This window comes from Providencia burhodogranariea DSM 19968, assembly GCF_000314855.2.
Taxonomy (GTDB): Bacteria; Pseudomonadota; Gammaproteobacteria; order Enterobacterales; family Enterobacteriaceae; genus Providencia; species Providencia burhodogranariea.
The window spans coordinates 834,288-849,694 of the sequence record NZ_KB233222.1; the positions used below are offsets into that span (position 1 = coordinate 834,288).

The 15,407-nt window shown below is 39.1% G+C and carries 10 protein-coding genes; 4 read left to right on the plus strand and 6 right to left on the minus strand.

Annotation, left to right across the window (positions count from 1 at the left end; genetic code table 11):
• Nucleotides 1-188 precede the first annotated feature (188 nt).
• The gene (locus OOA_RS03480) at nt 189-734 is read left to right on the plus strand and encodes a YfaZ family outer membrane protein (protein ID WP_008910740.1); all 546 of its coding nucleotides are present in this window, start codon (nt 189-191) and stop codon (nt 732-734) included.
• A gap of 145 nt (nt 735-879) precedes the next feature.
• Here the strand turns inward: OOA_RS03480 and tyrP are convergent, their stop codons facing one another.
• A complete protein-coding gene (gene tyrP, locus OOA_RS03485; protein ID WP_419177158.1) occupies nt 880-2,043 on the minus strand; it encodes a tyrosine transporter TyrP in 1,164 nt (387 codons plus the stop codon).
• Nucleotides 2,044-2,529: 486 nt separating this feature from the next.
• Here tyrP and OOA_RS03490 point away from each other — a divergent pair, with 486 nt between their 5' ends.
• Entirely contained in the window at nt 2,530-3,870 is a 1,341-nt protein-coding gene (locus OOA_RS03490; RefSeq protein WP_008910742.1) for an anaerobic C4-dicarboxylate transporter, read from the plus strand.
• A 75-nt stretch (nt 3,871-3,945) separates the two neighbouring features.
• Here the strand turns inward: OOA_RS03490 and yfaE are convergent, their stop codons facing one another.
• The 4 genes from yfaE to ubiG form a co-directional block, all read right to left on the minus strand.
• The gene (gene yfaE, locus OOA_RS03495; protein ID WP_008910743.1) at nt 3,946-4,209 is read right to left on the minus strand and encodes a class I ribonucleotide reductase maintenance protein YfaE; all 264 of its coding nucleotides are present in this window, start codon (nt 4,207-4,209) and stop codon (nt 3,946-3,948) included.
• A gap of 2 nt (nt 4,210-4,211) precedes the next feature.
• The gene (gene nrdB / locus OOA_RS03500; RefSeq protein WP_008910744.1) at nt 4,212-5,348 is read right to left on the minus strand and encodes a class Ia ribonucleoside-diphosphate reductase subunit beta; all 1,137 of its coding nucleotides are present in this window, start codon (nt 5,346-5,348) and stop codon (nt 4,212-4,214) included.
• A gap of 11 nt (nt 5,349-5,359) precedes the next feature.
• Nucleotides 5,360-7,651 (minus strand): class 1a ribonucleoside-diphosphate reductase subunit alpha, encoded by a 2,292-nt coding sequence (gene nrdA, locus OOA_RS03505; RefSeq protein WP_008910745.1) that lies wholly within the window; start codon nt 7,649-7,651, stop codon nt 5,360-5,362.
• Between the two features lie 334 nt (nt 7,652-7,985).
• A complete protein-coding gene (ubiG, locus tag OOA_RS03510) occupies nt 7,986-8,708 on the minus strand; it encodes a bifunctional 2-polyprenyl-6-hydroxyphenol methylase/3-demethylubiquinol 3-O-methyltransferase UbiG (RefSeq protein ID WP_008910746.1) in 723 nt (240 codons plus the stop codon).
• 397 nt (nt 8,709-9,105) lie between these two features.
• On the opposite strand from ubiG, the gene gyrA reads away from it, so the two are divergent.
• Entirely contained in the window at nt 9,106-11,706 is a 2,601-nt protein-coding gene (gene gyrA, locus OOA_RS03515) for a DNA topoisomerase (ATP-hydrolyzing) subunit A (RefSeq protein ID WP_008910747.1), read from the plus strand.
• A gap of 195 nt (nt 11,707-11,901) precedes the next feature.
• The gene (gene rcsC / locus OOA_RS03520; RefSeq protein WP_236611193.1) at nt 11,902-14,682 is read left to right on the plus strand and encodes a two-component system sensor histidine kinase RcsC; all 2,781 of its coding nucleotides are present in this window, start codon (nt 11,902-11,904) and stop codon (nt 14,680-14,682) included.
• A 74-nt stretch (nt 14,683-14,756) separates the two neighbouring features.
• Here the strand turns inward: rcsC and rcsB are convergent, their stop codons facing one another.
• A complete protein-coding gene (rcsB, locus tag OOA_RS03525; RefSeq protein ID WP_008910749.1) occupies nt 14,757-15,407 on the minus strand; it encodes a response regulator transcription factor RcsB in 651 nt (216 codons plus the stop codon).

A 15,407-nucleotide genomic window follows, 5' to 3' on the forward strand; every position in this document is an offset into this window, starting at 1 on the left:
GGTTAAAGCATAACTAATACATAGCACCAATTACTGTGATAACTAATAAAAAATGATTAAAAATACACGTTTATAATGTAAGTAGATGTTTTTAGCTAATTGAAAGTAAAAAACAGTAATAACGACTGAGAATTGTCATCGGATAATGTAGTATTAATATTAAAATTTCTATTCTAGGGGGTAATAATATGCGTAAGGGATTATTTTTAGCTGCGGCAGCGTCATCGCTGATGTTTGTTGGTGCAGCACAAGCCGTTTCGGTTAATGCAAGTGCAGGTAAGCATTATACTGAATTGAATGCGGGTATCGGTACAAAAGGTTCAGGTTTAGCTTTTGATGGCTCATGGGCGCGTAGCGACCATAATGGCCAAGCAACGAGCTTAGGTGCTACATTTGGTTTACCGTTAGGTCCACTTTCTGCTTATGTAGGCGGTAAAGCATTATATTTATCACCTGAAGATAACAAAGATGGTATGGCATTAGCGGCGGGAGCTGGTCTGGGCTGGCAAATAATGCCTTCTTTGAATATCTATGGTGAAGCTTATGGCGCACCTAAATCATTGACTTCAGGTAGTAACGCTTATACTGAAGCGAAAGTAGGCGCACGTTATACTGTCTTTAAGCCACTTTCTGTTGATGCAGGCTACCGTGTTATTGATATCAAAGGTAATCATAACAACCCAAATAATAAAGTTGCAGATGGTTTCTATGTTGGTGCTGGTTTAAGCTTCTAATTATTTTATCTATATCATACGGCTAAAAGAGCTTAAGACGTATGAACGATATAAATAAACCCGTACAGCGTGCAGTGACCCCCAATAGCTGGATAACCAATTATTGGGGGTCTTTTTATATCAAAATCAGGCAAGATGAATCGAATTAACCACCTACATTTGGTAAGAAACCCGTCACAATGGCAAATTGAATAACAATCACTGCTACACCACATAGCAGTACAATACTAAGAGCCGCTGAACCGCCTTTTACTTGGTAATGACTTTGCTTATCTTTTGGTTTTTCAATCGCTCTTACACGCATGACTAGCAAGGCTGGGATAATTAAAGCCAAAACAGACAGAGCAACCGCCGCATAGGTCAGAGCTTGCACAAAGCTGCTAAAAAATAACGCAGCTAGTAGTGGTGGGACAAAGGTTAATAATCCAGTTTGTACTCGTCCTATTACATGGTTACTACGCTTAAACAAATCAGCAAGATAGTCGAATAACCCAAGTGCAACTCCTAAAAATGAAGTCGCTAATGCCAAATCCATAAATAAGCTAACAGTAATATTGACACGAGGGGTGGCAACAACATCACGGATCGCTGTGAGTAAGCCATTCAATCCTGATTCTTGCGCCAGAATACCTAAAAACGTACTGGATGGGATTGAACCTAACGTCGCAATTTGCCATAAAATATAGGCTACAAGTGGGATAGAACTCCCTAAAATGAAGATAAAGCGAAGCTTTTTCACATCGCCATTCATATAGCTCACTAAACTTGGCACGCTTCCGTGGAACCCGAATGAAGTGAATATCACAGGAACAGCGGCGAGTACTAACCCTTTCTCAATAGGCATGCTACTTAAATTCACGGCCTCTGCATGAGGTAGCATGAAGGCAAGCATTATTACCAAAAAAATTGTTTTAGCAGTAAATAATAGGCGGTTAATAAAATCAACGGAATGCGTTCCGATACAGACAACAAAACCACCAATTAACGTGAATAAGATGATGGCAGCTTCGGTTGGTAGATGAATCTCCCACCAAGATGAAAGGCTAGCGGAAATTAATACACCAGCACCACCAATATAAGCGGTAGTTAGGGCATACATGAGCAAGAGCATGCTCAAACCTGTTACTACTTGACCTATTGGGCCAAGATATTTTTTCGCAACCGTTCCCAAACCCATATTAGGTGGATTATGTTGATATACTTCAACTAGTAATAATGAGGTATAGCTCATTAATATCCACAAGCCGACAAGTAAACAAGCAATACCTGTGAAACCTACACCCGCAGCGGCCAGTGGCATTGCCAGCATCCCTGCACCTATTGTTGTTCCTGCAACGATTAAAACGCTACCTAGTGTGCGATTTTTCACAAGTTCCTCTGATTAAAAGTCATAGATTAATAGGTTGTGCAGATTATTCGATTGCCGTTTTTGTGTCAAATCCTAATTACAACAGGTGTAATTAAAGGTTTACGCTGTTATTTTTTTAACTAATAGGGCGATCAAAATAAGTACAGATTGATATTTTAATCTTATCAATTTATGTTAAGTAATTAGATGGTTAAAGGTGAATAGCTATGAAGTACAATGTTAAATAATATAATGTAATTAATTGATTTTTAGGTTTTTTGTTTTTTAACTGAGCAGTATGTCAGTAACTTAAAATAAATTATGTGATGAGCCAGAAAATCCAGATTAAAAAATAATATTAAATTCTTTCATCAATTAATATAAATCAAAAAGGTGTCAATCTATCATCCCGATAATGTATGGAAACATTAATTATGGGGTGAACTTATGGACTTTCTGATTCAACTTGCCATTATTCTCGTTTGCTTGTTCTATGGAGCAAAAAAAGGAGGGATGGCATTAGGGCTATTGGGTGGTGTGGGACTAGTGATTCTTGTCTTCGGATTTGGGTTACCTCCAGGAAAACCGCCTGTTGATGTTATGCTGGTAATTATCGCTGTTGTTGCCGCTTCAGCGACATTACAAGCATCAGGTGGTTTAGATGTAATGTTGCAAATCGCAGAGCGTCTATTACGAAAAAATCCAAAGTATATTTCTATCGTAGCACCATTTGTAACCTGTATTCTGACTATGCTGTGTGGGACTGGACACGTTGTATATACAATTCTACCAATCATCTATGACGCAGCAATCAAGAATAATATTCGCCCTGAGAGGCCAATGGCTGCCAGTAGTATTGGTGCTCAAATGGGGATTATCGCCAGCCCAGTTTCTGTTGCCGTAGTGTCATTGGTCGCCATGCTTAATGGTGTCACTATTAATGGTCAATCTCTAGAGTTTTTAGACTTATTGGCCATTACTATTCCATCTACTTTACTTGGGATATTGGCAATAGGTATCTTCAGCTGGTTTAGAGGAAAAGATCTCGATAAAGATCCTGTATTTCAAGAGTTCATCTCAGTTCCAGAAAATCACGAATATGTTTATGGTGAAAGTGTCACTCTGCTAGATAAAAAATTACCAAAAATGAACTGGGTAGCAATGTGGATCTTTTTGGCTTCTATTGCTGTCGTTGCTATATTGGGTGCTGTATCTGAACTTAGACCATTAGTTAATGGTAAACCATTATCTATGGTGCTTGTTATACAAATGTTCATGCTGCTAGCAGGTGCACTAATTATCATTATTTGTAAAACCAATCCGGGACAAATTTCTAAAAACGAAGTTTTCCGTTCAGGAATGATAGCAATTGTTGCTGTATATGGGATCGCGTGGATGGCCGAAACCATGTTTGGCGCACATATGGATGAAATCAAAGGGACACTTGGCGCATTAGTCAAAGATTTTCCGTGGGCTTATGCGGTTATTTTATTGCTCGTTTCTAAATTTGTTAACTCACAAGCAGCTGCATTGGCAGCAGTAGTACCTATTGCGTTGGGCATTGGTGTTGATCCTGCTTATATTATTGCATCTGCACCAGCTTGTTACGGTTACTATATTTTACCGACTTATCCTAGTGACCTTGCAGCAATTCAATTTGACCGTTCAGGTACTACACGTATCGGTAAATATGTGATCAACCATAGTTTTATTTTACCGGGTTTGATTGGTGTCGGCGTATCATGTGTATTTGGTTGGGTATTTGCGGCAATGTATGGTTATCTTTAAATATAATGAGTAGTGAATAAAAAAACGACTGTACAAAGAGTTGTGCAGTCGCATTATTACATTCAAAGTAGAGCTTTAAGCGATTTCAATATCTGACAGTGGATGGCAGCAGCAAGGTAATATTTCGCCTTGTTGAATAAATGCAAGAGGGTGCTGTTTATACCCAACTTTTCCTTTAAGCAGCGTTACACGGCATGAACCACAGTAACCTTCACGGCACTGATATTCTGCCGGGATACGGCTATCCTCAAGCGCTTCAAGTAAACAAGAATGAAGCTCTGAATGGAAGGGGACTTGAATACCCTGCGAAAGTCGCAGGGTAACTTTATGGCTTGCCATAATTAGAGTTCAAAGTCGCTCAAGTCATCAGTATTGACCTCTGAGTCAATCTGACCGACCAGATAAGAACTGACTTCAACTTCTTGTGGCGCGACTTGAACGTTATCAGAGACTAACCATGCATTAATCCAAGGAATTGGATTTGAACGGCCTTTAAATGGCAGTTTTAATCCAACCGCTTGCATGCGGATATTGGTGATATATTCCACATATTGGCACAGAATATCTTTGTTCAAACCAATCATAGAGCCTTCGCTGAACAGATATTCTGCCCACTCTTTTTCTTGTTCTGCGGCATCTACAAACAGTTTATAGCATTCGTCTTCACATTCTGCGGCGATCTCTGCCATTTCTGGGTCATCTTGACCTGAACGTAACAGATTTAACATATGCTGAGTGCCAGTTAAATGCAAAGCTTCATCACGAGCAATCATTTTGATGATTTTGGCATTACCTTCCATCAGTTCGCGTTCGGCAAAAGCAAATGAACATGCGAAGCTAACATAGAAACGAATGGCTTCTAAGGCATTTACACTCATCAGGCATAGGTATAATTGCTTCTTCAATTCACGCAGTGATACTGTCACTTGTTTACCATTGCAGGTATGAGTACCTTCACCAAACATATGGTAATAGCTAGTCATTTCAATCAGCTTATCATAGTAAGCTGATATATCACGTGCACGTTTAAGGATCTCTTCATTTTCGACAATATCATCAAAAATAAGCGCCGGGTCATTCACGATATTACGGATAATATGTGTGTAAGAACGTGAATGAATTGTCTCTGAGAATGCCCAAGTTTCAATCCATGTTTCTAATTCTGGGATTGAGATCAGTGGCAATAAGGCCACGTTAGGGCTGCGACCCTGAATAGAGTCAAGCAGCGTTTGGTATTTCAGGTTACTGATAAAAATGTGCTTCTCATGATCAGGCAGTGCATTGTAGTCAATGCGGTCACGAGAAACGTCAATTTCCTCTGGACGCCAGAAAAATGAAAGTTGCTTTTCGATTAATTTTTCGAAAATTGGATACTTTTGCTGGTCGAAACGAGCAACGTTGACTGGTTGACCGAAAAACATCGGCTCCAGTAATTGGTCATTTTTCTTCTGTGAGAAGGTGGTATAAGTATGTGACATTGCAATTCCTATTAAATTTTACACGCGCCGCCTTCACAATCGGAATCAGCTGACTCAACAACCTCTTCTAAATCACCTTGAACATCTTCCGCGCCATCGCGGGTGTTATGGTAGTAAAGTGTTTTCACACCAAACTTATAGGCGAGCAATAAATCTTTCAGTAATTGATTCATTGGCACTTTGCCAGTTGTGAAACGGGTCGGATCATAGTTGGTGTTCGCAGAGATAGATTGGTCAATAAACTTCTGCATAATACCGACTAATTGTAAATAGCCGTTGTTTGAAGGCATTTGCCATAACAATTCGTATGCTTCTTTCAGATTCTCATAATCTGGAACAACTTGACGTAAAATGCCATCTTTCGATGCTTTAATGCTGACATATCCACGCGGTGGTTCAATACCATTAGTTGCATTTGAAATCTGTGATGATGTCTCAGAAGGCATCAATGCAGATAGCGTTGAGTTACGCAAGCCATATTGTTGGATATCTTTGCGCAGTGTTTCCCAATCATAATGCAATGGCTCATTGGTTAATTTATCCAACTCTTTTTTATAGGTATCAATCGGTAAAACACCTTTTGAATAAGTTGTTTCATTGAACCAAGGGCAAGCGCCTTGTTCTTTTGCTAATTCATTAGAGGCCTTCAACAGATAATATTGAATCGCTTCAAAAGTTTTATGCGTTATGTTGTTAGCGCTGCCATCGGAATAGCGTACGCCATGCTTCGCTAGATAATAAGCGAAGTTAATCACACCAACACCAAGAGTACGACGTCCCATCGCACCTTTTCGTGCTGCTGCAATCGGATAATCTTGATAGTCAAGCAGTGCATCAAGTGCACGAACGGCAAGCGCGGCTAACTCTTCTAATTCATCAAGGTTGTCAATTGCCCCTAAGTTAAAAGCAGACAGTGTACAAAGTGCGATTTCGCCTTCTTCATCATTGATATTGTTCAATGGTTTAGTTGGTAAGGCAATTTCTAAACACAGATTCGATTGGCGCACCGGCGCAACTTGAGGATCGAATGGGCTGTGAGTATTACAGTGATCAACGTTCTGGATATAGATACGGCCAGTTGAAGCACGCTCTTGCATCATTAATGAAAATAGCTCAACCGCTTTAATGCTCGATTTACGAACTTTTTCATCTTGTTCATACATCACATACAGACGTTCGAATTCGTTTTGATCTGCGAAGAAAGCTTCATATAGACCCGGAACATCGGATGGGCTGAACAGCGTGATATCTTGGTTTTTGATCAGGCGTTCATACATTAATTTATTGAGTTGTACGCCATAATCCATATGACGAACACGGTTACCTTCGACACCACGGTTGTTTTTCAGGACTAATAAACTTTCAACTTCCAAGTGCCACAACGGGTAGAACAGAGTTGCTGCACCACCACGGACACCGCCTTGTGAGCAAGACTTCACGGCAGTTTGGAAATGCTTATAGAAAGGAATACAACCCGTATGGAATGCTTCACCACCACGTATTGGACTACCTAATGCACGAATTTGACCAGCATTTATACCAATACCGGCACGTTGAGAGACATATTTAACAATAGCGCTTGAGGTTGCATTAATGGAGTCCAAACTATCGCCACACTCAATCAGCACACAAGAACTGAATTGGCGGGTAGGCGTACGTACACCCGCCATAATTGGGGTTGGTAGCGAAATTTTAAAGGTTGAAGTCGCATCATAGAAACGACGAATATAGTCAAGGCGTGTCTCTTTTGGATAATCAGAGAATAAGCATGCCGCAACTAAAATATATAGAAACTGTGCACTTTCATAAATTTCACCGGTGACACGGTTTTGTACCAAATACTTACCTTCAAGTTGCTTGACGGCAGCATAGGAGAAATTCATATCACGCCAATGGTCAATAAAGCCATCCATTTGCTCGAACTCTTCTTGGGAGTAGTCTTCCAGCAAATGCTTATCATATTTGCCCATTTCAACAAGGCGTGTGACATGTTTTAGCAGCGTTGGCGGCTCAAATTGGCCATAGGCTTTTTTGCGCAGATTAAATATCGCGAGGCGTGCCGCGAGATACTGATAATCAGGAGTTTCACCAGTGATTAGATCAGCGGCTGCTTTGACCATCGTTTCATGAATATCAGAAGTTCGGATCCCATCATAAAACTGAATCTGTGAACGTAACTCCACCTGTGAAACAGATACGTTACTCAGACCTTCTGCGGCCCAGGTTATTACCTTGTGGATTTTATCGAGATCAATACGTTCTTTATGTCCATCACGTTTTGTGACTAACAGACTCTGGTTCATGAGCAAGTATACCTTGGTTGAATTACATAATTGTATATTACTAACGCAAAAAACTCATAGATTAACTCCATGAGAATTGTAGTGTTAGTTTTGAATTACATACTATATGTAGTGGTTTATTGATTTTGCTATAACAAGATAATGTTAATGTGCACTTTTAGCAAGTGTACAAATCTGAGTCTTCTGTGGATAACTGTAGGGATAAAAAAAACAACCATGTCGGTAAGCTGCATCATAAAAGGCATTCTATAAATCGTAGCTGGCGACATGGCGATTAAAATTAATTTTGTAAAAGTAGATCGATTGCTGATTTCTTAAACGTAACGCTTGCTATTTATTCGCTGATTGTATGGAGCATATAATTAACATCTACATTTGGGCCTAAATAGAATTTATCTTTAAGGGGATTGTAATGTAAGCCAATGATATGTTTGTCTTTTAATTTAGTTCCATCAACCCAGCTAATTAATTCTGATGGGCGAATAAATTTGTTTACATCATGGGTACCTTTAGGAACCATTTTCATAATATATTCAGCACCAACGACAGCCATTAACCATGCTTTTTTATTACGATTGATAGTTGAGAAAATGACATGTCCACCCGGCTTAACTAATTTAGCACAAGCACGAACGACTGATTGTGGGTCCGGTACATGCTCTAACATTTCCATGCAGGTAACAATATCATAAGTCTGTGGATATTTATCAGCATGCTGTTCAACGGTTTCTTGAACATATTCAACGGGAATTCCTGATTCTAATGAATGTAAACGAGCAACCATTAACGGGTCTGCACCCATATCAAGTCCTGTTACATTTGCTCCTTCGCGAGCCATACTTTCGGATAAAATTCCACCACCACAGCCAACATCCAATATTTTTTTACCGAATAAACCATCTGCACGTTGCATGATATAGTTAAGACGAAGAGGGTTTATGCGGTGAAGCGGTGCAAACTCACCTTCCAAATCCCACCAGCGAGAAGCAATAGCTTCAAATTTCTCAATTTCCTGCTTATCGACGTTTTGATATGCTTGGGTTGAAGTATCATTCATGAGTGGAGCTCCTGTTCCTTGAAGAAGTGTCCGTGGCTTAGTCGTTTATAATCGTCATACATTTGATTACATGGCATGAGTTGTATTTCGAACATTCAAGTGGCATTGATGTTGACTGTATTCAAATCGATAAGTCACATAGTGAACCTATATTGTTTAACGATATGTTTATTGATTGCCTACATGCTGTTCAAATTATTTTGTATATAGTGGCCAAAAAACGTTTTTTGTTGCTCTTACGTAATAAAACTAAGGCATACGGACACATAAAGACATTTTTCCGGTATTATACATCGCTTGAAAGACAAATACCCACTTCTCATTTTTTTTATTAAATTGGTGAATTGTGGTATAGTTCTAAGCCTTTGAATCCGAAGTTATGAGGGATAGTGGTTCCATGAGCGACATTGCCAGAGAAATCACACCAGTCAATATTGAAGAAGAACTTAAAAGTTCGTATTTGGATTATGCGATGTCCGTTATTGTTGGACGCGCACTTCCAGATGTTCGAGATGGACTGAAGCCAGTGCACCGCAGAGTTCTATTTGCGATGAATGTATTGGGAAATGATTGGAATAAACCCTATAAAAAATCTGCCCGTATAGTCGGGGACGTTATTGGTAAATACCATCCACATGGTGATAGCGCTGTTTATGAGACAATAGTTCGTCTTGCTCAGCCTTTCTCTATGCGTTATATGCTGGTAGATGGTCAGGGGAACTTTGGTTCAGTTGACGGAGATTCCGCAGCTGCAATGCGTTATACGGAAATCCGTATGGCGAAAATTGCCCATGAGTTGCTAGCGGATCTTGAAAAAGAGACCGTAAATTTCGTCCCAAACTATGATGGTACAGAGCAAATTCCAGAAGTTATGCCGACAAGAGTTCCGAACCTTTTGGTTAACGGTTCTTCAGGTATTGCTGTCGGGATGGCAACTAACATTCCTCCTCACAACTTAGGGGAAGTGATTAGCGGTTGCCTAGCTTATATAGAAGATGAAGATATTAGCATCGAAGGTTTGATGGAGCACATCCCAGGGCCTGATTTCCCGACTGCTGCCATTATTAATGGCCGTCGTGGCATTATCGATGCATATCGCACAGGCCGCGGTAAAGTGTATATTCGTGCACGTGCTGAAGTTGAAGTTGACGAAAAGGGCCGTGAAACGATTATCGTTCACGAAATTCCTTATCAAGTTAACAAAGCACGTTTGATTGAGAAAATTGCTGAGCTTGTCAAAGAGAAACGTGTTGAAGGGATCAGTGCATTACGAGATGAATCAGATAAAGATGGCATGCGTATTGTTATTGAAATCAAACGTGATGCAGTTGGGGAAGTCGTTCTAAACAATCTTTATTCCCTGACGCAACTTCAAGTTTCTTTTGGTATTAATATGGTGGCCCTGCATCAAGGCCAACCAAAAATACTAAACTTAAAAGACATTATTGCTGCATTTGTACGCCACCGCCGTGAAGTGGTAACTCGTCGTACGATTTTCGAACTACGTAAAGCTCGTGACCGTGCTCATATCTTAGAAGCATTAGCTGTTGCATTAGCCAATATCGATCCAATTATCGAACTTATTCGTAAAGCATCAACGCCTGCGGAAGCAAAAGCGGGTTTGATCGCACAATCTTGGAATCTTGGCAATGTCGCTGCAATGCTTGAGCGCGCAGGTGATAACGCTGCACGCCCAGAGTGGCTCGAAGATCAATTTGGTGTTCATGATGGAAAATATTTCCTGACCGAGCAACAAGCTCAGGCTATTCTGGATTTACGCCTACAAAAATTGACGGGTCTTGAGCACGAAAAACTGCTGGAAGAGTACCGTGACCTTCTGAAACAAATCGAAGAGTTATTGTATATTCTGCGCAGTCCTGAGCGCTTAATGGAAGTCATTCGTGAAGAGCTTGAAGCGATCCGCGATATTTATAACGATGCTCGTCGTACCGAAATCACTGAGAATACAGCTGATATCAATATCGAAGATTTGATTAGCCAAGAAGATGTGGTTGTTACTCTATCTCACCAAGGTTATGTGAAGTATCAGCCATTGACTGATTACGAAGCTCAACGCCGTGGTGGTAAAGGTAAGTCGGCGGCACGAATTAAAGAAGAAGACTTTATTGAACGCTTGCTCGTGGCAAATACGCATGACACTATTTTGTGCTTCTCTAGCCGTGGCCGCTTGTATTGGATGAAAGTTTACCAGTTACCAGAAGCCAGCCGTGGTGCACGCGGACGTCCAATTGTCAACCTGTTGCCACTTGAGCCAAACGAGCGTATTACAGCTATTTTACCAGTACGAGATTATGAAGAAGGCTATTTTGTCTTTATGGCAACCGCGAGCGGTACTGTGAAGAAAACGCCTCTACAAGATTTCAGCCGTCCAAGAAGTGCTGGTATTATTGCTGTTAACCTTAATGAAGGTGATGAACTGATTGGTGTTGATTTAACCAATGGTTCGAACGAAGTTATGTTGTTCTCCGCGCAAGGTAAGGTTGTTCGTTTTGCTGAAGATGCGGTTCGTGCAATGGGACGTACTGCAACTGGAGTTCGTGGTATTCGTTTAGTGGATGAAGATAAAGTAGTTTCACTCATTATTCCACGTGGTGAAGGTCATATCTTAACTGTTACCGAAAATGGTTATGGTAAGCGTACTGCGGAGCAAGAGTACCCAACAAAATCGCGCGCGACTCAAGGGGTTATCTCCATAAAAGTCAGCGAACGTAATGGTAATGTGGTTGGTGCAATTCAAGTAGATGAAACTGACCAAATTATGATGATTACAGATGCAGGTACATTGGTTCGTACTCGTGTTTCTGAAGTCAGCGTCGTCGGCCGTAATACTCAGGGCGTCACTCTGATTAGAACAGCTGAAGATGAAAAAGTGGTTGGTTTACAACGTGTAGCCGAAACAGAGGATGATGAAAACTCTGATGAAGATGGTGTGATTGATGCATCAAATGTTGATACTGATACCAACATGCCTGAGTAAACACTCAGGCTATTAATGTGACGGGCGGGTTACCGCCCGTTTTGCTATCTAGCTATCAAGAGTTCTTAGCGTTATCGTTTTTTATATGTAGTATCGGGTATACTCGATGATAGTTACGTAGCCTGTGTAGGATAGAGCTTGAGATATTTACCGTCATTTAGAACATCACTACGATTATCCCGTGATTTATTCCGTATACTCGGATTAATGTTATGGGGAATGGGTGTTTTTATTACTTTATTTTTCCTGTACACCCAATTCAATGAAACAAAGTCGGATATTCGACAGCAGTTCTATTCTAGCTTCGAGCATATGCAATCGTTCATTCTCCAAACAGATACAACATTACGCTCTATCCAATTAATGACTGAACAGCATCGAGCACAGCTTGAAAATAAACCGAATTATGTCTCTTTGCCTATTAGCGCACAATACTCCTATTATTCATTATCACCAGAAGCGGATTGTGAATATTTTAAAAAACAGGCTGAGAGTTATTTCGCTGCATTTGAACAATTGGTTTACTTTTGGAAGGATAGTATCGCCGCACCTCAAGGGTTAAATCATGTGTATTTGATAGGAGCAAGAAGCCATTGTATGGTCGATTTTCCTATTCGTACGACGGTATCCGATATTGAAATGCTCAAAAAAATAGGAGATGAAAACGTTAGGTCTTATCAAAGTTTAAAATTACAAGGACAAGAACGAAGCTTGTATACTATTGTTCATGGCGCTCAAACAGATTCAGGACAGCTTTATCTTATCCAACCAATTTATAAGGAAGAGCAGTTAGAGGGATTTATTGGTTTAGAGCGAACGGTGAATTTAACCCAATTCAATCAACGCTATAATAAGGCAATCGAGGTTGTTGTCGTTAATTCTTATAATCAGCCTGTTCTATTTTATCCGTCAGATTCAAATCAAAAAAATTCAAGCTTATTGTCTATCTCTGAGTCTAGTTTTTTTGGTTTTAATTCGGATTATTCAAAGCTTATTTTTAAAAAACGGTTAACTCCGTCATTAATGACGTTAATTTATGCTATACCAACGAGTGAAATACTTTCAGGACTCAAGGTTTCAATATTTTACAGTGTTGCCATTAATATTTTTACGGGCTGCTTAATTTTCTTCTTGATTTGGTTGTTAGAAAGGAAAATGCTGGTGCCAGCGGCAAATACCGCTATTCGTCTTGAAGAACATGAGCAATTTAACCATAAAATTGTTGCTTCTGCACCCGTCGGTATCATTATCTTAAGGCTAAGTGATGGCGGAAATATTCTAAGTAATGAACTTGCACATGATTATTTTCGTTTATTAAGTGAAGATGATAAACAACGTATCCTCACAATTATTCGACAAAAATCGAGCAATTATATTGATGTCGTGACAAGCAGTAATACACATTTACAAATAAGCTTCGTAAATTCGCGTTATCAAAATGAAGACGTAGCGATTTGCGTGTTAATTGATATTAGTATCCGCGTACAAATGGAAAAATCCTTACAAGATGTTGCTGATGCGGCTGAGCAAGCTAACCATGCGAAATCGATGTTCTTAGCAACAGTAAGCCATGAATTACGTACCCCATTATATGGAATTATAGGTAATATCGAGTTATTACAGCGAATTGAATTGTCTGATAAAGCTAACCGTTTAGTCTCTACAATGGATAATTCTTCGTCACTGTTATTGCAGATCATCAGTGATATATTGGATTTTTCAAAAATTGAATCTAAGCAGCTTACAATTGAAAATAAACTATTCAATTGTCGCGATGTTTTTGCGTTTGTGTTGGCTAACTATCTTCCTTTAATTGCTAAAAAACAGATCGCACTTTATTCATATATTGAACCTAATATTCCAGATTTACTGTTTAATGATGCTGTTAGATTGCAGCAAGTTATCTCCAATATTGTCAATAATAGTATTAAATTTACAGATTCAGGTTTTGTTTTCTTTTATGTTTGGCGTGATGAAAATTATTTAAAGATTGAAATTAAAGATTCTGGCATAGGAATGTCACAAGCAGTTGTTATACAGTTATTTGATCCATTCTTCCAAGTTTATGACCAAAACAATGTGGGTCATAAAGGTACTGGTTTAGGCTTAGCAATCTGCGAAAAATTAATTAATTTGATGGACGGTGATATCGAAGTTAACTCTCAAACAGGGTTAGGGAGTTCTTTTATTATCCGTATTCCTCTTTATGGTCAAAAATATATAGAGCACGTTATTCCTGAATATCGATCTCATTATCGAATTGCGATTGCTTGTCAAAACAATTTCTTAGACAACTTTTTAGTTAGATTACTCAAGCATAACGGCTTTTTGGTCTTTTCTGAAAAAAACATAGATAAAACGATAAGTTATGATTTGTTTATTACTGATAGTTCCATGATTAATGATGTGAATGCACAAAATGAAATTCGGCTTAGTAGTTTATATGTTGGCGATTTACGAGAAATTTCATTAAATAAATGGCTATACAATACTTATCAAAATGAAAAGTTGCCTATCGTCATTGATAAAATCATTTCAAGAACAATGGTAGGGCAGTTGCAACCACAAAAAGAAAATAATAATAAAGTTAGTTCTCAAGAAATAGATTGTTCATTAAGTTCTTATCAGGTGTTGATTGTGGATGACCATCCGATCAATAGAATGTTGCTTAGCGACCAAATTTCAAGTATCGGTTTTAGTACTAGTAGTGCGGTTGATGGCCTTGATGCTTTGAAATATATGGAAAATCATGTCATTGATATTGTTTTAACGGATGTGAATATGCCAAATATGGATGGTTATGAATTGGCAAGTGCATTACGTAAAGCGGGTTATACTTTACCTATTATTGCATTGACTGCAAATGCGATGGCAGAGGAAAAACAACGTTGTATCAATGCGGGGATGAATGACTGTTTATCTAAACCGACAAAGATTAGTACGTTAAAAGAAGCATTATTGAAAAATTTCAGCTAAGATTGTTTACTGAAAATAAAAAGAAAAACCCGTTTTACAGGGTTTCTCTTCATAACATAAATACCATCCATCGATTAATCAGGCGATGAGTTATCTATGCTGACAGAAGATAAGTAGTTAAGTAACGCGATATCATTGTCGACTCCGAGTTTTAACATTGCCGATTTTTTCTGACTACTGATAGTTTTAATACTACGGTTCAGTTTTCTCGCGATTTCAGTAACTAAAAAACCTTCTGCAAAAAGGCGTAATACTTCGCTTTCTTTTGGTGATAAACGTTTGTCGCCATAGCCACTAGCATTCACTTTTTCAAGTAGTTTACTGACACTTTCAGGTGTGAATTTTTTGCCTTTTTGTAATGCAGCTAACGCTTTTGGTAAGTCAGCTGGAGCCCCTTGCTTCAGTACAATTCCTTCAATATCTAACTCAAGAATGGCACTTAAAATTGCGGGGTTATTATTCATTGTTAGGACAATGACAGAAAGGTCAGGATAATGACGTTTGATATATTTAATCAATGTAATGCCATCACCGTATTTATCACCAGGCATAGATAAATCAGTAACTAAAACATCGGCATTCAGGCGTGCTAAATTATTAATTAAGGATGTGGAGTCTTCAAATTCGCCAACGATATTGACCCATTCAATCTGTTCGAGTGACTTTCTAATACCGAAAAGAACAATAGGATGATCATCGGCAACAATGACATTTAGGTTATTCAT

What these genes read in the sequence shown, in the direction of transcription:
- nrdA (WP_008910745.1), bottom strand. Translation starts at nt 7,651, where the DNA reads ATGAACCAGAGTCTGTTAGTCACAAAACGTGATGGACATAAAGAACGT.
- nrdB (WP_008910744.1), bottom strand. Translation starts at nt 5,348, where the DNA reads ATGTCACATACTTATACCACCTTCTCACAGAAGAAAAATGACCAATTA.
- OOA_RS03480 (WP_008910740.1), top strand. Translation starts at nt 189, where the DNA reads ATGCGTAAGGGATTATTTTTAGCTGCGGCAGCGTCATCGCTGATGTTT.
- OOA_RS03490 (WP_008910742.1), top strand. Translation starts at nt 2,530, where the DNA reads ATGGACTTTCTGATTCAACTTGCCATTATTCTCGTTTGCTTGTTCTAT.
- rcsB (WP_008910749.1), bottom strand. Translation starts at nt 15,407, where the DNA reads ATGAATAACCTAAATGTCATTGTTGCCGATGATCATCCTATTGTTCTT.
- gyrA (WP_008910747.1), top strand. Translation starts at nt 9,106, where the DNA reads ATGAGCGACATTGCCAGAGAAATCACACCAGTCAATATTGAAGAAGAA.
- ubiG (WP_008910746.1), bottom strand. Translation starts at nt 8,708, where the DNA reads ATGAATGATACTTCAACCCAAGCATATCAAAACGTCGATAAGCAGGAA.
- yfaE (WP_008910743.1), bottom strand. Translation starts at nt 4,209, where the DNA reads ATGGCAAGCCATAAAGTTACCCTGCGACTTTCGCAGGGTATTCAAGTC.
- tyrP (WP_419177158.1), bottom strand. Translation starts at nt 2,043, where the DNA reads ATGCTGGCAATGCCACTGGCCGCTGCGGGTGTAGGTTTCACAGGTATT.